The sequence below is a fragment of the Tepidibacter mesophilus genome (assembly GCF_002724055.1).
Taxonomy (GTDB): Bacteria; Bacillota; Clostridia; order Peptostreptococcales; family Peptostreptococcaceae; genus Tepidibacter_A; species Tepidibacter_A mesophilus.
Genome location: NZ_BDQY01000005.1, coordinates 120,555 through 140,866, shown reverse-complemented (window position 1 = coordinate 140,866; position 20,312 = coordinate 120,555). Strand labels below are relative to the sequence as shown.

The following is a 20,312-nucleotide window of genomic DNA, read 5'->3' as shown; positions in this document are numbered from 1 at the left end:
ATGAAGAGGCTATTAATAAAAAAACTTATAACAACTATATTTTTTTTAGTGATTTTGTTTGGTTTTTCATTTATAAATATATTTACAAACTACAATGTTATTAAATCAGCAGTCGAAAAAAAAGAAGGTGTACCTTTAAAAGAATACATTATTGGTGTTGAGAATACAATTAATGAAAATATTTATGGGAAATACAAACTAATTGAAGCTTATGGATATATACAAAAACTTATGGATAAAAATGAGGTAGCTAATTTTGAAGTTGTAAAAGATACAGAAGGTAAGCTACATTTTACTTATTTTACAGATAAACCAAATCCTACTAAATCTCTTACAGAAAAGTTAAGTAGATTTGATGATAATATAAAAAACCCTCAAACTAAGCTTGTCTATCTGATGACACCAGATAAGTATATTAAAGGTCATACTGAATTCCCAAAAGGTATACCTTATCACTATAATAATGAAACGGCAGATCAATTTTTAAGTAATCTAAACTTAGTAGGCATTGATAGTATAGATTTACGTAAGGGTATTTTAGAAAGTGGAATAAAAGGTAATGATTTATTTTTTAATACTGACCATCATTGGAAAATCGAAACCGCTTTTTGGGGATTTAAGCAGTTAGTGATGAATATTAACGATAAATACAGTCCGAATATTGATAATATAAATTTGTATACTGACATTAATAATTATAATATAATTAAATATAAGGATTCATTTATTGGTTCTATGGGAAGAAAAACAGGAAAATATTATGCACAGGTAGATGATTTTTCTTTGATTTATCCTAAATTCAAAACGAATTATGACTTTTATTTTGAAAATAAATTTACAAGAGGTACTTTAACTGGAAGATTTGAAGAAGCACTGATAGCCATAAATCCCATTAGAAAGCATGATACATATGGTATTGTATCAGACAAATATTTTTCTTATCTTTATGGAAATCAGCCATTTGCTCATATTAAAAATAAAGAAAATCCAAATGGATTGAAGGTATTATTTGTGAAAGATTCCCTAGCTGTTCCTTTGGTATCCTTTTTTTCTTCAGTATGTTCTGATGTGTATTTAATGGATCCGAGATATTATAAAGGCGATACTTTGAATTTTATAAATAATACAGAGCTAGATTATGTTTTTATATCTTTTTCCCCACAGAATCTTGTTGAAGAATTTTTTGAATTTACAAAAAACTAATAAATAATTAGGGAAATAGAAAGTGTTAATTCGATATTTTGATTTTGAAGTAGTAGACCTTTTGATCTGATTAAAGTGAATGAACTATATTTGCAAAGTAAAAGGTATTAAAATATTTATATTTTAATACCTTTTACTTTTATATTAAGAGATAAATTAAATTTATTATACAAATAAAAGAGATATAATACTATTCTTCAATAAGATTAAAAGACCAAGTTATATTTGATTTATATGTATTTGCTACACCACTTTCTACTGAAAAAGCAGTTTCTAGTATTTCTTTTAGCATATCTGAATTCATTTTTTTACCTTTGATATTGTAAATAAGATGCATTTTATTGATTGGCTTTGGAGCTACACAACCTCTTTCTCCGGTAACGATTACTTCGTATTCGGAAATTTCAGCTCCTTTACTCTTTAACATTGCAATTGTATCTACACTTGTACATGCTGCAACGGCATGAAGAAGTACTTCGATTGGTTTAGGTCCTAATACCTTTCCGTCATTCATTTCTGATGGGCCAGCCATAACTAATTTTGCCCCTTCTGGAGTAGTACCTTCAAATACAATTCCTTCCCCCATCCATTTTACTACTGCGTTTAGTGCCATAATAAATTCCTCCTAGTTTATAATTTTGTATGCGTTTAACTAAATAATAACTCATAGTATAAAAAAAGAAAAATTGATATAATAAATCATAATCATATAAAAAATTTATGGATGTAGAAAGGAGAAGTATATGGAATTTCGTCAACTAAAAACCTTCATTACGGTAGCTGATCTCAACGGGTTTACTAGAGCAGCGGATGTATTAGGATATACTCAACCTACTATTACATCACAAATACAGTTGTTAGAGATTGAGCTTGGAGTTTGCTTGTTTGAAAGAATTAGAAAGAATATTTCTCTTACTCATGAGGGGGAGAAATTCCTTATTTATGCAAGAGAGATTATTAATCTTTGTGAACAAGCAAAAAATATAGTCACAGATAGATCTATGACAAAAGGGGTTGTAAAAATTGGTGCATTGGAATCAATATGTACAACACGATTACATACCCTGCTAAAAGTATTTCACCATAAATTTCCTGATATTGAAATAATATTAAGAACTATAAAATCTAATGAGCATAAACAACTTTTAATAGATAATCAGATTGATGTAGCTTTTTGCCTAGATAATATGATGACAAATTCTGAATTTATTGTTGAATTAGCTGTACCTGAACCGTTAGTATTACTAGCAGAACCGAGTCACTCTCTTGTAAAATATTCAGATGTATATCCGCAAAATATTGTTAAGTATCCTCTTATTTTAGCAGAGGAAGATTGTAGTTATCGCAGAACTATGATTTCTATATTGAGTGATTATGGAGTGACTCCTAAAGCAATTATGGAAATAGGAAATATTCAAGCTATGAAGCAGCTTGCGATGAGTGGATTGGGTATAATACTTTTACCAAAGATTACAGTTGAAGAAGAGTTATCAAAAGGGAAGCTTGTTGAATTAAACTGGTCTGGTCCTTCTTTTGAGTTTTTGACACAGGTAATTTACCATGAGGATAAATGGATGTCGCCTGCCTTACAGACTTTTTTGAAGGTCACTAAGGAAATTCTTCCGATACAGTATTGTATGAGTGGAAAAATATAAATTTAAAAAGTCAAAAAACAAAAGAAAGAGGTCGGATATGGAGAATAAAGAATTAGCTATTGTAACGTTCAAAAATGAAGCTGCAAAAATTTATTCTAGACAAATAAAAGATTTTTTAGGTGATAATATAAAAATAAAATTATATGCATTTGAAAATGAGAAAATTGAATTTATAAAAGAAAAATTAGTTTTATTATCAACATACTTAAAGTACGATGAAGTAAAAAAACATACACATAAGGATGCACAAATAATAATACCTCGAATTACTCTTACAAAATCGAGTATTGATAAGGTCAAGGACATTGAAAAAGGAAAAGATGTGTTATTATTCAATTTAACTTTAGATATGTCGTTAGAAACTATTTCATTAATATATCAATTAGGTATTGACCATATAAATCTAATACCATGTTACCCTGAAATGAAAAAACTACCTGAAGTTAATATTGCTATAACCCCAGGAGAAACAGGGCTAATTAAAGATAAGGTTGAAGAAGTTATAGATATAGGGCATAGAGTGCTTGATTTGAGTACTATAGTCGATGTTGCAGTAAAACTAAATTTAGATCATTTAATGGGTGATGAAAAGATACAAAGGTATTTTAAAAATACTATAACTAACAGTTATGGATTAGAAAAATTATTAGGAGAAACGAATAAACTTGAAAATCAATTTGACATACTTATGAAAGTTTTAGATGATGGAATTGTTTGCACTAATACTAAAGGTATAGTGTATTTTTATAGTCATATAGCTAGAAAAATCATAAATATAGATGAAAATGAAATGATTGGTAGATATATAGGTGAATATATAACTGGAATAAATTTTGATGAAATTATTGATAAAAAGCAGTCTTTGAATGAAAAACTTATTACAGTAAATGGATGTGATGTCTCTTTTGAAGTGAAATACGTTAAATTCAATAATTTTGATGGATTTATAATTAAATTAAAAACGTTTAGTTATTTAGAAAAAAAACAGACAAAATTAAGAGCTCAGCTTCTTAAAAAGGGTCATGTGAGTAAATATACTTTTGATAATATTATAAGTGTTAGTGAAGAAATGAATAAGACTAAGGAAATTGCGAAAAGAATGGCTAAATCTAATTCTTCTATTTTAATAATAGGTGAAACTGGAACGGGAAAAGAACTATTTGCTCAAGCTATACACAACGAATCTTATAGAAAAAAAGGTCCTTTTGTGGCTATAAATTGTGGGACTTTTCAAGAGAGTTTATTGCAAAGTGAGTTGTTTGGCTATGAAGAAGGAGCGTTTACGGGAGCCAAGAAAGGAGGAAAAGTAGGTTTATTTGAAATTGCACATAACGGCACTTTGTTTTTAGATGAAATAGGAGAAATGGATTTGAATTTACAAGCTAAGCTATTAAGGGTAATACAAGAAAAACAAGTGAGGAGACTAGGTTCTGATGGATTGTTAGATATAGATGTTAGGATTATTGCTGCTACAAATAGGGAATTAAAAGAACTAGTAAAAGAAAAAAAGTTTAGAAAGGATTTATATTTTAGATTAAATGTGCTACCACTAAACATTACCCCTCTAAGAGAAAGAAAAGAAGATATTATTCCTATAATTGAGGACATAAAAAAAGGATTACAATCAATATTTTCGTTGAGTGATGAAGTTGAAAAGTTAGTTTTAAATTATAATTGGGAGGGAAATGTAAGGGAACTTGGAAATGTAATAGAATATTTAGCAAATCTAAATGAAAAGAGGATACAACTACATCACCTTCCTAAATATATGATAGAAGATATTGATTGTTTTCAACATAGTGATGTTAAAGAATATGAGTTTAATCGAGATAAAAAAGATTATTTATTTGTTTTAAATGAGCTTAAAAAATCTTATGAAAAAAAAGAAAGAATCGGAAGAAAAAAAATATATAATATTGCTTTGAAAAAGGATATATTTTTATCAGAACAAGAAATAAGAGCTATTCTATTGGAATTGAATGAGTTAGGATTAATTCAAGTGTTGAAAGGCAGAGGCGGAAGTGTAATAAATGAATGTGGTCTAAAATTTTTAGAAAATAATAAAATGGGTTAAATGGTGAATTGGGTTTTGCTGTTTAACCCATTTGTCATTTAAAATAATTTAAATTAGTGTGGGATTAAGAAAATTTAAAAAATTATTATTAATGAATATTGAAAAACAAATAGGTTCAATAAAATATAAAAGTTTTTGTAGTTTTGGCATCATATTTGCTAATTATATTTATATGAAAAATATTTATTTTTAATTAGGAGGAGTTTTTAATATGAAGTATGATTTTGATTGTATAGTTGATAGAAGCAATAACTTTTCAGCCAAGTGGTCTGAAATGGATAAAAAATATGGAAGTAACGATTTACTTCCTATGTGGGTAGCGGATATGGATTTTAAAACAGCTCCTTGCATAGTAGATGCTATTAGGGAAAGGCTTGATCAGGGGATTTATGGTTACACAACTAGACCTGATTCTTATAACGAATCTATAGTTAACTGGGTTAAAAAAAGACATAATTGGGATATTAAAAGTGAATGGCTTATCTACAGCCCTGGAGTTATACCTTCAATAAGTCTTTTGATACAACAGCTCACAAATGAAGGTGATAAAATAATAATTCAACAGCCTGTGTATAGTCCTTTTGCTAATGTTGTCAAGGATAACAATAGAGAGTTAGTTGTAAATCCATTGAAACAAGATGAAAGTGGAAGATATATCATGGATTATGAAGATTTAGAGAGTAAAATAGATGAAAATGTTAAATTATTTATTTTGTGTAATCCGCACAACCCTGTTGGAAGAGTATGGGAAAAAGAAGAACTTATAAAATTAGGAGAAATCTGCTTGAAGAATAACATAAAGGTTATTTCTGATGAAATACACAGTGATATTATTTTTAAAGGCTATAGACATATACCATTTGCTTCTATTAGTGATGAGTTTGCTAAAAATAGTATAACTTGTATTGCACCAACTAAAACATTTAATATAGCAGGACTTCAAACTTCAGTAGTAGTTTTACCAAATGAAGATGACTATAAAATGTTAGATAAAGCTTTTACTACAATAGACATAAAAAGAAACAATTGTTTTAGTCTTGTGGCTAATGAAGCTGCTTATAATCATGGAGAAGAGTGGTTAGAAGAATTATTAGAATATCTTGAAGGAAACATTGATTTTTTAATTGATTATATCAAAACAAATATTCCTCAGATAAAGGTAGTAAAACCAGAAGGTACTTATCTAGTATGGTTAGATTTTAGTGATTTAGGATTAGATGATAATGATTTATCCAATTTAATTAAGGAAAAAGCAAAAGTTGCACTTAATGGAGGATTAGCTTTTGGACCTGAAGGAAAAGGTTATCAAAGAATTAATTTAGCATGTCCAAGATCTATGGTTAAAGAATCATTAGAAAGAATTAAAAGCGCTGTTGATTCATTAAATAAAAGTGTTTCTGTATAAAAAAACTATAATAATAATTTGATTAAAAATAATAAAGTCTAAGGAGGACGTTGAAATGAAAGAAAATGTAAAGCAAAAACCAACCTTTGGATATTCGCTAACTCTTATACTTGCAATTATAACGTTAGTAATGGTAGGTATGATTGGATTTGGGGCATCTATTATCACTATGTTTTTATTATCTTGGTTAATTGTTATTCCTGCTTCTATGAGGTTGGGGTATAAAAATTCCGAATTAGAAGAGTTTGCATATGATGTGGGAAAGGATGCATTTCAGTCGAATATTATAATATTATCTGTAGGAGTATTGATTGGTGCTTGGATTGCATCTGGGACTATTCCTTCTATAGTTTATGGTGGACTAAAGATTATTACTCCTAAATATTTTTTACTTACAACTTTGCTTTTATGCTCTCTTACTTCGCTTGCAACTGGTACTTCTTGGGGAACGCTTGGAACTGCTGGTCTAGCTATGATTAGTATTGGTTCTAGCCTAGGAGTACCAGCAGGATTAACAGCAGGTGCAATTATTTCAGGAGCTTTCTTTGGAGATAAGATGTCACCATTGTCTGATTCTACGAATCTTGCTCCAGCAGTTTGTGGAGGAGATTTAATTACCCATATTAAGCACATGATATATACGACAGGACCTGCATATGTTATTTCAGCAGTTCTTTATACGGTAATTGGATTTAAATATGCAGACAAAACTATTGATTATAATCAAATAAATCAAGTTTTAAGTATTTTAGATTCAAATTTTAAAATAGGATTTATTGAATTTATACCTATTATATTTTTATTTGTTCTGTTACTTATGCAAAAACCAGCAATTGTTTCTATTCTTAGTTCGGCTGTTGTCGGTTGTGTCCTTGCGGTATTTAGACAAGGGGAAACTATCTCTGATATTTTAAATTATCTTTTATCAGGATATTCGATTGATACAGGTATGGTTTATGCTAATAAATTATTAAATCGTGGTGGAATTATGAGTATGGCTGAAACTGTATTACTAGTATTTATAGTATTTTTAATAGCTGGAATTTTACAAAAAGTTGGATTTCTAGAAGCTCTTTTACATCCAATGATTTCAAAAATAGGGAATTCAAGAGTCAAACTTGTTGGTTGTACATTTATTGTAAGTTATTTCACGAATGCTTTTAGTTCTTCAATGATGTTTACATCTGTACTTGTAGGAACTTTAATGACGCCTCTTTATAAGGAATTTAAACTTAAACCAGAAAATTTATCGAGAATTATAGAGGATACAGCCACGCTTGGAGCACCATTAATTCCTTGGAATTCAAATGCTATATTTGCAAGTCAAACACTTGGTGTAAGTCCATATGAGTTTATCCCATATTGCTTTTTAAACTGGATTACACCTATTATTTCATTTTTCTATGGAGCAACAGGAATTACAATGACTACATTTGATGATGAATTAGAAGTTCAAAATATGAGCGCATCTTGCTTAGAAAATAATGAATAGATATGGAATTTCATTATTATTATATAATTCAGGATATTATTGGGGTTCTTCTTGTTTTTATTAATTTAAGAATGACTTATTTATGTTTGAGAATAATAAAAATAAAAGGTATTTCAAAGAACTCATTAGTTATATTATTTCATTATGTTATTTACTGTATATGTGGGTTTAATTTATTGATTTCCCCTTTTGGGTTAAGAGCATGGATTATAAGTTTAGGAATATTCTCTGTAGGGTTATTCTTAAGGTTTATAGCTAATTTGAGAATTTTAAAATAGAGATTTTTATATGAAATACGTAAAAACTTTTGCGGTATCCAATCTTTGGGTACCGTTTTATTTTGGTTAAAAAGTAAAATATAAATTAGATTATAAAAAAATTTTATACAGGAATAAAATGGTATAAGAATAATCGATTTGTAAAAATAAGGCATACAATGTAGAATCTTTACTTGGAGATAGTTTTGAAAAACATTTAAATCGGTAGTAGATAAAGTAGATTATATATTATAAGGAGGACTTTAAATGAGTTATATTATAAAACCTGATGAAATGACTCCCTTAGAAAGGATGCAAGCGTTTTCTGAAGGAAAAGAAGTTGACAGGATTCCTTGTTGTCCATTTTTAGGAGAAAGCTGTTCTTCTATGTTCGGACATTCAATTAGAGAGTACAATCATTCAATAGAAGCACTTGTAAATGTTGCTGTTGGAAGTTTCGAAAAGTTTAGACCTGATAGTATTGGATTTGGGCCAGGACTTCAAGGAGTACCAGAAGCTATGGGTAGTGGGGTTGTTTTTCCTAAGGATAGCACACCATACATAAGTAAACCTGCTATAAGTGATTACAACGATATTCATAAATTGAAACCTATAGAGCCTTATAAGGATGGAAGAATATCATATTTTTTAGAAGCACTTAAAATAACTAATGAAAAGATTAGTCATGAGGTGGGTGTAGGAAGTTCTGTAGGAGGACCTTTTACAACTGCAGCTTTCTTAAGAGGGACAGAAGTATTTTTAAAAGACTTAACTAAAAATCCTGAAATGGCACATAAACTTTTAGAAATTTCAACACAAAGTATTATAAATTATATTGATGCAGTGTGTGACTTAGGATTAAGTCCAAGTCTTGCAGAACCAATTGCATCTTGTACTATGATTAGTTCTAAGAAATTTAGAGAATTTGCAAAGCCGTATTTAAAAAAATGTATGGATCGAATTATAGAAAGAAGAGGAAGTGGAACTACTCTTCATATTTGTGGAAAAACAAAAAAAGTTTGGGGAGATATGGTTGATGTAGGAATAAGTAACTTAAGTTTAGATAACATAGAAGATATAGGTGAACTTAAGGAACAATTTGGAGATAAAGTATGTTTAATAGGGAATGTAGATCCTATAGAAGCGATAATGAGAGGAACAAGAGAAGATATATATAATGAAGCTAAAGAATGTATACGTAAAGCGTATGATAGTCCTAAAGGATTTATTTTAAGTACTGGATGCGATGTGCCTATAGGAACAGATCCAGATAAAATATTGGCTCTTATGGATGCAGCCAGAATATTTGGTAGGTATCCTATTAATATTAAGCAATTATAAAGTGAAAAATATTATATTAAAAAGGAGAAATTTTAATGACAAATAATAATTTTAAAAAGGGAAATCCTTTAGCATTACTACCTCTAGGAGTATTTCTACTTCTTTTTATAGGAACTGGGATTATTACAAAAGATTTTTACAAGATGCCTGTTATAGTTGCATTCACTATATCAGCAGCAGTTGCTTTGTTAATGAATAGACAAGAAAATATAGAAAAAAAAGTTGAGATTTTCTGCAAAGGAGCAGGAGAAACAAATGTTATACTTATGATTATTATTTTGATTTTAGCAGGAGCTTTTGGACAAGTTGCAAAGGAAATAGGCGGAGTAGAATCAACAGTTAATTTAGGGTTATCATTTTTACCTCAGAATTTATTAATAGTTGGAGTGTTTTTCATAGCTTGTTTAATATCATTATCAATGGGAACTTCTATGGGAACTATAGTTGCGTTAGCTCCAATTGCTGTAGGAATATCAGAGAATACAGGAATTCCTGTTGCACTAGCATTAGGAGCAGTCGTTGGTGGAGGAATGTTTGGAGATAATTTATCTATGATTTCAGATTCAACAATTGCTGCTGTTAGAACCCAAGGGTGTAAAATGGCAGATAAGTTTAAAATGAACTTTTTTATTGTACTGTTACCAGCTGTAATTACAATAGTTTTACTATGGATTTTAACACCAAGTGGACAAACTCAGATAAGTGGATCTCACCCATATGAAATCGTGAAGGTATTACCATATATAGGCGTTCTTATAGCAGCTTTATCAGGAATGAATGTAATGTTAGTGTTAGCTGGAGGAATTATTTTTTCGGGATCTATAGGAATTATTTGTGGTGACTTTGGAATATATGAACTATTTCAAGCCATGGCTACAGGTATGAGAAATTTACAAGATTTATCAGTAACAATTATAATCATTGGTGGAACTGTTGAACTTATAAAGTATAACGGAGGAATTGACTACCTATTAAATCTAATAACTAGCAAAATGAAAACTAAAAAAGGTGCAGAATTAGGAATAGCAGCATTAGTTAGTTTAGTGAATTTAAGTACAGCTAATAATACTATTTCTATATTAATGGCAGGACCTTTAGCGAAAGACATATCACAAAAATACGATATTGACCCAAGAAGAACAGCTAGTTTACTAGATATTTTTGCTTGCTCTTGTCAAGGTATTATACCGTATGGAGCTCAATTATTAGTAGCGGCTGGAGTTGCATCTATTACACCAATCGAAATTATGAAATACTTATATTATCCAGTACTAACAGGTATATTTGGAATAATATCGATATATCTAGGTTTTCCTAAACTGAAAAAAAGTAAAAACAGTGAAGCAGAAAATATTGCATAAAGAAATAGTTTAGATAAGGAGGATAAATTATGGAAGAATTGAAAGAAAAATTATTAAAAGAATTATGCGCTTGTGTTGTAGATATGGAAGACGAAAGGGTAGCAGATGTTGCTAGAGAGTATGTAAAAAACAATTTTGATGGATATGAAGGAATAAAGGATGGATTAGCTGTTGGTATGGAAGAAGCTGGGCAACTGTATGAAGAGGAAGAATACTATATACCAGAATTGCTGATATGTTCGGATGCTATGTATGCTGGAATAGATATTTTAAAATCAAATATAAAATCTGATTCTAGTGAAGAAAAATTTAAAGCAGTTGTAGGGGTTGTTGAAGGGGATACTCATGATATAGGGAAAAATTTATTTAAAATTATGTTAGAAACTGCGGGATTTGAAGTTTATGATTTAGGAAGGGATGTACCTTCTATTGAATTTGTAAATAAAGCAAAAGAAGTAGGAGCAAGCTTAATTGGACTTTCTACACTTATTACAACTACTATGAAAAATATGGAAGAAGTTATTGAGTTGTTAAAAGAAGAAAGTATACGCGAAGATATAATTGTTATGGTTGGCGGAGGGGCTATATCTCAAAGTTATGCTAAAAAAATTGGAGCAGATGGTTATGCCCGAGAAGCATCTAAAGCGGCTAAACTAGGAAGAGAATTGGTGAAAAAACTAAAAATCCCAAAATTTGAATTGTAAAATTAGTAAAATTTACACTTACAGTAAAGACCAGTATAAGATTATTTTATACTGGTCTTGTTTATATATTAGATAAAGAATCTTACATTTTTATATATGAAGAAGTTATATAAATTTTAAACTATAAATAAAATTAATGGAAAAACTGAAATAGCGATTATTTTTAATCAGTAAATCAATAGAAAAATTTTTTAATATTCATATTATGATAAAGAATAAAAATATTATAGGCTTTCAATAATACATTATAAAAAACTATAAAATATATAAGAAATAATATATAAATATATGTATGTATTTCATGGAAAATATTGTATAATTAGGTTTGGAAAGGTATTAATACCTAAGTATAAAAGAGGGGGATAAGTATGGGACTATTAAAAAGAAATAGTAAAAGTACTATAGCTATCATATTAAGTGCATCTATGGTAGTTGGATCTATGGGAATTTCTTTTGCTGCTAGTTTTTCAGATGTTAATAATCATTGGGCAGCAAATCAAATTAAATCATTAGTAAATAAAGGAGTTGTAAGTGGTTATAGTGATGGTACATTTAAGCCAGATAATCATATTACAAGAGCAGAATTTATATCATTAATAAACAAAGCTTTCAATTTAAAGTTAGTTTATGATATTAATTACAAAGATGTATCATCTAAAGATTGGTTTTATGAAGATCTGAGAAAAGCAAAAGCAAAAGGCTATATATCAGGATATGAAGATAATACTATAAGACCTAATAATAAAATTACAAGACAAGAAGTAGCTGTAATTATGGCTAAAGTACTTAATAAACAATATGATAATAAGGGATATGTATGCGAGAACTTTAAAGATTCAGATAAAATTGCAGATTGGAGCAAAAAATCTATAGGTTCATTAGTAGATTCTAAAAATATGAGTGGATATCCAGATGGAACATTTGGACCAGAAAAATATATAACTAGGGCAGAAGCTGTGACTGTAATTTATAAAAAATTCAAAGGATCAGGATTTTCATCCTCATCTTCAAGTAGTAGTTATAGTTCTAAAGATGACAAAAAATCAAAAAATAAAGATGAAGATGTAGTAATAGATGATAAAGGTGATAGACTAAAAAATAAAACAATAGATGGAGATCTTACAATATCATCAGATGTAGGAGACGGAGAAGTATATCTTGAAGATGTTACAGTAAAAGGAACTACATATATATATGGTGGTGGAGAAAAAAGTATATATCTTGAAGATTGTGATTTAGGAAAAGTAGTTGTTGATAAAAAAGATGATAAGGTAAGATTGGTTGCACAAGGAAGTACAACTATAGATACAGTTACATTGAAATCAGGAGCAATACTTGAAGAGGATTCATCAGGAAGTGATAAATTAACAAAATCAGGATTTGATGACGTATCTGTTGAAGACGATCATAAAGTTACATTAAAAGGTGAATTCGATGATGTGTATATAGAAGTAGAAGACGCCGATCTTTATTTAGAAGAAGGAGAAATATCTAAAGTATCTATAAAAGATGATGCAGAGGATGCCTATATATATGTAGCTAGAAATACCAAAATTAATACAATAGATGCTGATGAAAGAGCTAAGGTAAGCGGAAGTGGAGATGTAAGAAAGATAGAAGGGTCAAAATCTAGTTCTGTAAGTAGAACATCTTCATCAAGTAGTAGTTCTAGTTCAAGCCATAATTCAGCACCAGTAGCTAGCTCAGTATCAATTACTGGTACAGCAAGAGTAGGAGAAATATTAACGGGAAACTATACATTCACAGATTCCGAGGGTAATGCAGAAGGAACATCAACATTTAGATGGTTAGTAAATAATGGAGTAGGAGATTCATTTGTAGCTATAGCGGGTGCAACTAGTAAGACATACGTAGTAGATAAAACATTAGAGGGAAGAACAATTAAGTTTGAAGTAACTCCAAAAGCATCATCAGGAACTACAACAGGAACTGCTAGACAAAGTAGTGCTACAGTAGCAGTACAAGCAAGTGGTGTTGCCGAAAGTGTACCAACGAATTTAGCAACAGGATTAACATTTACAGATGGAGACAATAAAGAGAATAAAATATCAGGAGATGTAACAATCACAAAAGCAGCAGATGATTCAGATGTAGAAAGCTACAAAGTATACTACTTAGATGCATCAAATGCAAAAGTAGGAGATGCAATAGGAACAGTAGCAAAAGATAAAACAGAATTAAAAGTAACAATAGTAGCAGATACAGACCTTCCAGCAGGAGCAACTCAATTAGGAGTTTATTCAGTAAATGCAGGAGGAGAAAGTGCTGATTGTACAAAAACTGTATTGACAGATGATAAATCATTTGTAGTATTACCAACGAACTTAGCAACAGGATTAACATTTACAGATGGAGACAATAAAGAGAATAAAATATCAGGAGATGTAACAATCACAAAAGCAGCAGATGATTCAGATGTAGAAAGCTACAAAGTATACTACTTAGATGCATCAAATGTAAAAGTAGGAGATGCAATAGGAACAGTAGCAAAAGATAAAACAGAATTAAAAGTAACAATAGCAGCAGATACAGACCTTCCAGCAGGAGCAACTCAATTAGGAGTTTATTCAGTAAATGCAGGAGGAGAAAGTGTTGATTGTACAAAAACTGCATTGACAGATAATAAATCAGTATTATAAAATTTGAACTAACTAAAATCTAAAATATATATTATTAAATAGAACTAGTCTAGGAGAGATAAATTTTTCCTAGGCTTTTTTATACTTTGCTAACTTTTTAAAGGAGTCAGCAAAAGTGAAAGGAGATGAAAGTAAGTGAAAATAGATTTAACCAGCAGGGCAATTCCTAAAGATTGTCAAGTAAAAATAATAAAAAATACAAAATATATAAAATAGTATATCAATAAGTTACAATTAAAAAACTTAGTAGTATGTTGTAATTACAGTAACTATTCATCAAAAAAACACGAGTAAGATAATAAAATCTTACTCGCATTTTAAAATACAATATATTTTTAGTGATTTGTTATAAACTCATCTTCATCGCTATAAATAACCTCTTTATTACCAATTAACGGAATAATTGAACCGGTAATTTTACCAGTAACAAAAGCAATTATAATTGTAGTTATAATTCCTCCTAGTTGAATAGCTGTATTTCCAGTAACAAAGACTGCACTAAGACCACCTAAGATACCTGGCATTCCATGTAGGTTATTGATTCCACAACTATCTGTACCTTTGATTAGTTTTTCTACTTTTGGAGCAAGTATGCTATATCCAATTGTACTAAGTGCTCCTGCGGCAACTCCTATTAGCATTGAATAACCTGGTGTAGTAGTATCGCATAATGAACCAATGGCTACACCACCAGCTAAAGCAGCATTTGCAATATCTTCAATCTCTATTTTACCGCGAATAATTTTTGAAAAAATATAAGTTGCCAAAGTTGCACCGCAAAGAGCAAAGACTGTGTTAATCACAGTAAGAACAACTCTTTCAGGGGCAACAATTGCACTGGTAAATGATGGCCAAAATATCCAAAGAATCATACTTCCTAAAAGGCAGAATTGATTGCTTATAGAATCACTTTTAGAATCACTTTCGCAAGTTGGCTCATCTTTAAACCTATAGATTGTGTTGCTGACTACACCTAGTCCGAAATATGCACCGAATGCATGTATGACTACTGAACCACCTGTATCAAGAAATCCGTGAAAATAGCCACTTTCAAGAATTAACCACTCATTAAATATATATGCTGGTATAAATAATAAGCCCATTAATAGATATTGATCCATTTTAAGTCTACCTAGGGGAGCTCCAATGGCGATTAAAAGACTGGCTGCAGCGAATTCTGCAAATAAAAAAGTTTTGATATCAATAGTTGACATTACAAAATGCTCTCCGCCAAAACTTTTAATTAACATGTATAAGGGGATTGCAATACTAACAGCTAAAAATGTAGCTGTAATAGAACTGAAACCATGTTTTCTTATAAAAACCATTAAAAATCCAAAACCAACTAATAACATTGCAAGAATATGTATAGATTGTCCATAGTTCAATATGTTAAGGATTGTTCCATATTCGGTTGAAGAATTATATGTATGACTACTGTTAGCATTAACATTAGCTATATCAGTTGCAACATTGTCATTTAATGCAGGAATAAAAGCAAGAGCAATAGAAATTATAGCAATTAAAAAAAATATAAGTATACCTTTGTTTGAAGCTGATTTTGATGAAACCTCATGTTTTTCTATTCTAAGTTCTTGTGGCATACGTTTTCCTCCTCCTGGTTTTTAAGTAATATTTTTCTCTACACGGTTAATTTTGATTATATTTAACATTATAAAACTGTAAATTACACCTAATGATGACTTTGATTGATTATATGTTATAATATTAACAAAATATGCGATATAAAAATACAGAAACATTATTTTCTAGTATGTTTTTATAATAACACTAATACTATATAAATAAAACTAAAAATTTACAATAATATACATAAAACCAAAGAAAAGATGCAAATGTGCACCTGTTATTGTAGTTTTATTTTCTTTTTTTGTATATTGACGTTAAACAAGCATAATGATAATATAAAAATATACTAGATATAAAAAATTAAGGAAATCACATGACTGGCGGATTACGTGGAATTAACTACGAGGGAATGTGGTTTTGAATTAAATAAGCCGACCGCCTGGGCACTACTATGTCCAGATGGTCTTTTTGTATACCTCTGGACAAGTAACTAATGTCAAGGAGGTATTTTTTATGTTAAGAAAAGAATGGAAAGAATTTAATAAAGGAAGTTGGACTAAAAGAATTAATGTAAGAGATTTTATTCAAAAAAATTATAATCCTTATGAGGGCGATGAAACATTTTTAATTGAAGCTACAGGTAGAACTAAAAAATTATGGGATAAGGTCTCAGGTTTGATTAAACAAGAGATTGAAAAAGGTGGAACTCTTGATGTTGATACTAAAACTGTTTCGACTGTAAATTCCCATAAAGCAGGATATATAGATAAAGAGTTAGAAATAATCGTGGGGCTTCAAACGGATGCTCCACTTAAAAGAGCTGTAATGCCTTTTGGTGGAATAAGAATGGTTGAAAATTCATGTAAAGCTTATGGATATGAACTAGATTCTTCTATAAAAGAAGCTTTTACTAAATACAGAAAAACTCATAACGACGGAGTATTCGATGCTTATACTCCAGAAATGAAAGCAGCTAGAAGTGCTGGTATAATAACTGGTCTTCCAGATGCTTATGGTAGAGGGAGAATAATAGGAGACTACAGAAGAGTAGCTCTTTATGGTATAAATAGATTGATAGAAGACAAAGAAAATCAAAAACAATCTTTAAATGTTATGTCAATGGATGAAGATACTATAAGATTAAGAGAAGAAATATCTGACCAGATAAAAGCTTTAAAAGAATTTAAATTAATGGCTATAGAATATGGTTTTGATATAAGCAGACCTGCTGAAAATGCTAAAGAAGCTGTTCAATGGACGTACTTTGGTTACCTTGCAGCAGTTAAAGATCAAAATGGAGCTGCTATGAGTTTAGGTAGAGTTTCAACTTTTCTTGATATATATTTTGAAAGAGATATAAAAAATGGAGTTTTGACAGAAGAAGAAGCACAAGAAATAATTGATCATTTCGTTATGAAGCTTAGAATGGTTAGATTCTTAAGAACTCCTGAATATAATGATTTATTCTCTGGAGATCCAACTTGGATAACTGAAGTGATAGGTGGTATGGGTGTTGATGGAAGAACGCTTGTTACTAAAAACTCATTTAGAATGTTAAATACTTTATATACTTTAGGCGCTGCTCCAGAGCCAAACTTAACTGTACTTTGGTCTAAAAATCTTCCAGAAAACTTCAAAAAATTCTGTGCTAAGGTTTCTATAGATACAAGCTCTATCCAATATGAAAATGATGATTTAATGAGATCTTATTGGGGAGACGATTACGGAATAGCTTGTTGTGTTTCTGCAATGAAAATAGGTGAACAAATGCAGTTCTTTGGAGCTAGATGTAATCTTGCTAAGGCACTTTTATATAGTATAAATGGAGGTAAGGATGAAAAGAAAGGAATTCAAGTAGGTCCTAAATTAGTCCCTATTACTTCTGTATATCTTGAGTACGATGAGGTTATGGAAAAATTCGATATGGTGTTAGACTGGCTTGCTAATTTATATGTAAATACATTAAATGTAATTCACTATATGCATGATAAGTATTCGTATGAGAAAGCTCAAATGGCGTTACATGATAGAGATGTATTCAGAACTATGGCTTGTGGTATAGCTGGACTTTCTGTATGTGCTGACTCGTTATCAGCTATAAAGTATGCTAAAGTTAAGGTTATAAGAGATGAAAATGGTATGGCTGTTGATTTTGAAACAGAAGGTGATTTCCCTAAGTTTGGAAACAATGATGATGCAGTTGATTTAATAGCTAATGATTTAGTAGAAAGATTTATGAATAAGATAAGAAAAAACAAGACTTATAGAAATTCTGTACCTACTCAATCAATACTTACTATAACTTCAAATGTAGTCTATGGTAAGAAAACTGGAAGTACTCCAGATGGAAGAAAAGCTGGAGAACCATTTGCTCCAGGTGCAAATCCGATGCATAAAAGAGATACAAAAGGATGCTTAGCTTCTATATCTTCTGTTGCTAAACTTCCATATGAACATTCTCAAGATGGAATTTCTTACACATTCACTGTTGTGCCTAAAGCTATAGGAAAAACTAGAGAAGAAAGAGTAAACAACTTAAAATATTTACTTGATGGATATTTTATTCAATCAGGACATCATATAAATGTTAACGTATTTGACAAAGAAACACTACTTGATGCTATGGATCATCCAGAAAACTATCCTCAGCTTACAATCCGTGTATCTGGATATGCAGTTAACTTTATAAAATTAACAAGAGAACAGCAACTAGATGTTATAAACAGAACTTTTCATGGAAATATGTAATTTAAATATAAGAAAGATAGTGGTTATTCTCTATCTTTTTTTTATTTGGTGAAAATTCTATATGAATTAGGTTTTATTTTATGGATAATATTAATAAGTAAATAAAAATAATATTTTTTATAGTTGCTATAAAAAAGCTTGACTTGTAAATTATAATATTGTAATATTGTAATTTATAGATGGATTATAAAATATAAATAAAAGAGGTTATTAATTAATGGATAAATTATATACAAAAGATAGTATTAATAATTTAATAAAAGAAAATGATATAGTTATAGCTTATTTTGGGAATGAAGGGTGTGGTGTATGCAATATAATTAAACCTAAAGTAAGTGAACTGTTAAAGTTATATCCTAAGATAAAATTAGTAGAAATAAATGTAGATAAAAATTTAGAAGCATCAGCTCAGTTTAATATCTTCACCATACCAGCTATTCTTGTATTCATTAAAGGAAAGGAATCAATAAGAGAAGCTAGATATATTAACTTAGAAAAAATTGATTATAGTATAAAAAGATATTATGAGTTATTTTATTAAAAATATAAAAACAGGGAGTTGAAATTATGAATTTTATGCAAAGGTTATTTGGTAGAAAATCTAATTTTCAAAATATAAATGGAGAAGAAGTACAAGCATTAATAAAAGAAAATAAAGATATGCTCATATTAGATGTTAGAACATTGGATGAATATAAATCGGGTCATATACCAAAAGCAAAAAATATACCTGTTAATGAATTGAATCTAAAAATTAATTCTATAAAAAAATATCAAGATAAACCTGTTTTAGTATACTGTGCATCAGGAGTTAGAAGTAAAAGAGCATCTAACATACTTAGCAAGTCAGGATTTAATAACCTATATAACTTAAGCAGAGGAATACACAGTGCTATAAAATACAAATAATAAAAATATATTAATATAAAAGTATATTGGATATTCGATTGATAATGTACAATATTTGTTGTCATTTTTTATTGTAATCAATTTGTAATATACAATTAAAGTATTTTCAATTTAAATTGTGCCAAAAAATGTGTATAATTGATGCTATAGAAGTAGTTTGGATATTATAAAAAAGCATAAAAAAATATAATATTCTGAGAAAATATCTTAATTACCATATAAATAACTGAAATTTAGTTTATAGGAGGGTTACATAATGAAAAACACTAAAAGATTTAAATCTTTAGTATTAGCTGGAGTAGTTACACTTGGATTAATTGGAACATCATACGCAGCAATGCCAGAAATGGGTCAAAATACAGATGAAAAAGTAGTACAGGCTGTAGAAAGATTATCAGCTTTAGGAGTAGTAAATGGTATGGATGATGGGAAGTATCATGAAGAAATGAAAGTTACAAGAGAGCAATTTGCTAAAATATTAGTTGAAACTTTAGGCATTGGGAATTCAGTAGCTAAAGCTAATGGAGTTACTAATTTCAATGATGTTGAATCATCAAGATGGTCTTCAGGATACATAAATGTAGCTGTAGAGCGAGGATTAATCAAAGGATATCCAGATGGAACTTTTAAACCAGCAGCAGAGGTATCTTATGCAGAAGCTATAACAATGTTAGTTAGAGCATTGGGATATAAGGATGAGTTATTAAAGGGAAGTTGGCCAGAAAACTACATATCAAAAGCTACTGATGTAAAGATAACTTCCGATGTTAAGTTTACAAGTGCAACAGAAAAAGCTGATAGAGGAGCTGTGGCTTTATTAGTAAATAATACTTTAAATGCTAAAATATTTAAATAATATGTAAATAACAAGGTATTATATATAATAACCTAAAATGCTTACATAAAAATAAAA

At 29.6% G+C, this 20,312-nt stretch carries 15 protein-coding genes and 1 riboswitch; of the genes, 13 read left to right on the top strand and 2 right to left on the bottom strand.

All coding sequences use genetic code 11. The features are described 5' to 3' along the window. The gene (locus Tmeso_RS05595) at positions 1 to 1,203 is read left to right on the top strand and encodes an alginate O-acetyltransferase AlgX-related protein (protein ID WP_099189072.1); all 1,203 of its coding nucleotides are present in this window, start codon (positions 1 to 3) and stop codon (positions 1,201 to 1,203) included. Positions 1,204 to 1,393: 190 nt separating this feature from the next. Here the strand turns inward: Tmeso_RS05595 and Tmeso_RS05590 are convergent, their stop codons facing one another. Continuing rightward, positions 1,394 to 1,816 (bottom strand): OsmC family protein, encoded by a 423-nt coding sequence (locus Tmeso_RS05590; RefSeq protein WP_099189070.1) that lies wholly within the window; start codon positions 1,814 to 1,816, stop codon positions 1,394 to 1,396. Positions 1,817 to 1,946: 130 nt separating this feature from the next. On the opposite strand from Tmeso_RS05590, the gene Tmeso_RS05585 reads away from it, so the two are divergent. The 8 genes from Tmeso_RS05585 (at position 1,947) to Tmeso_RS05545 (ending at position 14,152) form a co-directional block, all read left to right on the top strand. Next, positions 1,947 to 2,858, top strand: a complete 912-nt coding sequence (locus Tmeso_RS05585) for a LysR family transcriptional regulator (protein ID WP_099189068.1) — start codon at positions 1,947 to 1,949, stop codon at positions 2,856 to 2,858. Between the two features lie 37 nt (positions 2,859 to 2,895). Then, entirely contained in the window at positions 2,896 to 4,932 is a 2,037-nt protein-coding gene (locus Tmeso_RS05580) for a sigma-54 interaction domain-containing protein (protein WP_099189066.1), read from the top strand. A 211-nt stretch (positions 4,933 to 5,143) separates the two neighbouring features. Further along, on the top strand, positions 5,144 to 6,337 hold the full coding sequence (locus Tmeso_RS05575) for a MalY/PatB family protein (protein ID WP_099189064.1): 1,194 nt from the start codon (positions 5,144 to 5,146) through the stop codon (positions 6,335 to 6,337). 55 nt (positions 6,338 to 6,392) lie between these two features. Further along, positions 6,393 to 7,829, top strand: a complete 1,437-nt coding sequence (gene nhaC, locus Tmeso_RS05570; protein WP_099189063.1) for a Na+/H+ antiporter NhaC — start codon at positions 6,393 to 6,395, stop codon at positions 7,827 to 7,829. 524 nt (positions 7,830 to 8,353) lie between these two features. Next, on the top strand, positions 8,354 to 9,427 hold the full coding sequence (locus tag Tmeso_RS05560) for a uroporphyrinogen decarboxylase family protein (RefSeq protein ID WP_242967878.1): 1,074 nt from the start codon (positions 8,354 to 8,356) through the stop codon (positions 9,425 to 9,427). A gap of 35 nt (positions 9,428 to 9,462) precedes the next feature. Further along, on the top strand, positions 9,463 to 10,788 hold the full coding sequence (locus Tmeso_RS05555) for a Na+/H+ antiporter NhaC family protein (RefSeq protein ID WP_099189059.1): 1,326 nt from the start codon (positions 9,463 to 9,465) through the stop codon (positions 10,786 to 10,788). Between the two features lie 29 nt (positions 10,789 to 10,817). Further along, positions 10,818 to 11,492 carry a corrinoid protein gene (locus tag Tmeso_RS05550; protein WP_099189057.1) on the top strand — a complete coding sequence of 225 codons (675 nt, stop codon included), beginning with the start codon at positions 10,818 to 10,820 and terminating at the stop codon, positions 11,490 to 11,492. 368 nt (positions 11,493 to 11,860) lie between these two features. Further along, positions 11,861 to 14,152, top strand: a complete 2,292-nt coding sequence (locus tag Tmeso_RS05545) for an S-layer homology domain-containing protein (RefSeq protein ID WP_099189055.1) — start codon at positions 11,861 to 11,863, stop codon at positions 14,150 to 14,152. Between the two features lie 335 nt (positions 14,153 to 14,487). Here the strand turns inward: Tmeso_RS05545 and Tmeso_RS05540 are convergent, their stop codons facing one another. Continuing rightward, entirely contained in the window at positions 14,488 to 15,756 is a 1,269-nt protein-coding gene (locus tag Tmeso_RS05540; protein ID WP_099189053.1) for an ammonium transporter family protein, read from the bottom strand. Positions 15,757 to 16,105: 349 nt separating this feature from the next. After that, positions 16,106 to 16,194: riboswitch (ZMP/ZTP riboswitch) on the top strand. Between the two features lie 61 nt (positions 16,195 to 16,255). Here Tmeso_RS05540 and pflB point away from each other — a divergent pair. The 4 genes from pflB (at position 16,256) to Tmeso_RS05520 (ending at position 20,255) form a co-directional block, all read left to right on the top strand. After that, positions 16,256 to 18,490 (top strand): formate C-acetyltransferase, encoded by a 2,235-nt coding sequence (pflB, locus tag Tmeso_RS05535; RefSeq protein ID WP_099189051.1) that lies wholly within the window; start codon positions 16,256 to 16,258, stop codon positions 18,488 to 18,490. Positions 18,491 to 18,707: 217 nt separating this feature from the next. Then, entirely contained in the window at positions 18,708 to 19,031 is a 324-nt protein-coding gene (locus tag Tmeso_RS05530; RefSeq protein ID WP_099189049.1) for a thioredoxin family protein, read from the top strand. Between the two features lie 26 nt (positions 19,032 to 19,057). Next, the gene (locus Tmeso_RS05525; RefSeq protein ID WP_099189047.1) at positions 19,058 to 19,399 is read left to right on the top strand and encodes a rhodanese-like domain-containing protein; all 342 of its coding nucleotides are present in this window, start codon (positions 19,058 to 19,060) and stop codon (positions 19,397 to 19,399) included. 256 nt (positions 19,400 to 19,655) lie between these two features. Continuing rightward, complete coding sequence (locus Tmeso_RS05520) at positions 19,656 to 20,255, top strand: S-layer homology domain-containing protein (protein ID WP_099189045.1); 600 nt, start codon at positions 19,656 to 19,658, stop codon at positions 20,253 to 20,255. Positions 20,256 to 20,312 lie beyond the last annotated feature (57 nt).

Excerpts from the sequence above, each read along its gene's own strand:
- Tmeso_RS05595 (WP_099189072.1), top strand. The coding sequence starts at position 1 with ATGAAGAGGCTATTAATAAAAAAACTTATAACAACTATATTTTTTTTA.
- Tmeso_RS05590 (WP_099189070.1), bottom strand. The coding sequence starts at position 1,816 with ATGGCACTAAACGCAGTAGTAAAATGGATGGGGGAAGGAATTGTATTT.
- Tmeso_RS05585 (WP_099189068.1), top strand. The coding sequence starts at position 1,947 with ATGGAATTTCGTCAACTAAAAACCTTCATTACGGTAGCTGATCTCAAC.
- Tmeso_RS05580 (WP_099189066.1), top strand. The coding sequence starts at position 2,896 with ATGGAGAATAAAGAATTAGCTATTGTAACGTTCAAAAATGAAGCTGCA.
- Tmeso_RS05575 (WP_099189064.1), top strand. The coding sequence starts at position 5,144 with ATGAAGTATGATTTTGATTGTATAGTTGATAGAAGCAATAACTTTTCA.
- nhaC (WP_099189063.1), top strand. The coding sequence starts at position 6,393 with ATGAAAGAAAATGTAAAGCAAAAACCAACCTTTGGATATTCGCTAACT.
- Tmeso_RS05560 (WP_242967878.1), top strand. The coding sequence starts at position 8,354 with ATGAGTTATATTATAAAACCTGATGAAATGACTCCCTTAGAAAGGATG.
- Tmeso_RS05555 (WP_099189059.1), top strand. The coding sequence starts at position 9,463 with ATGACAAATAATAATTTTAAAAAGGGAAATCCTTTAGCATTACTACCT.
- Tmeso_RS05550 (WP_099189057.1), top strand. The coding sequence starts at position 10,818 with ATGGAAGAATTGAAAGAAAAATTATTAAAAGAATTATGCGCTTGTGTT.
- Tmeso_RS05545 (WP_099189055.1), top strand. The coding sequence starts at position 11,861 with ATGGGACTATTAAAAAGAAATAGTAAAAGTACTATAGCTATCATATTA.
- Tmeso_RS05540 (WP_099189053.1), bottom strand. The coding sequence starts at position 15,756 with ATGCCACAAGAACTTAGAATAGAAAAACATGAGGTTTCATCAAAATCA.
- pflB (WP_099189051.1), top strand. The coding sequence starts at position 16,256 with ATGTTAAGAAAAGAATGGAAAGAATTTAATAAAGGAAGTTGGACTAAA.
- Tmeso_RS05530 (WP_099189049.1), top strand. The coding sequence starts at position 18,708 with ATGGATAAATTATATACAAAAGATAGTATTAATAATTTAATAAAAGAA.
- Tmeso_RS05525 (WP_099189047.1), top strand. The coding sequence starts at position 19,058 with ATGAATTTTATGCAAAGGTTATTTGGTAGAAAATCTAATTTTCAAAAT.
- Tmeso_RS05520 (WP_099189045.1), top strand. The coding sequence starts at position 19,656 with ATGAAAAACACTAAAAGATTTAAATCTTTAGTATTAGCTGGAGTAGTT.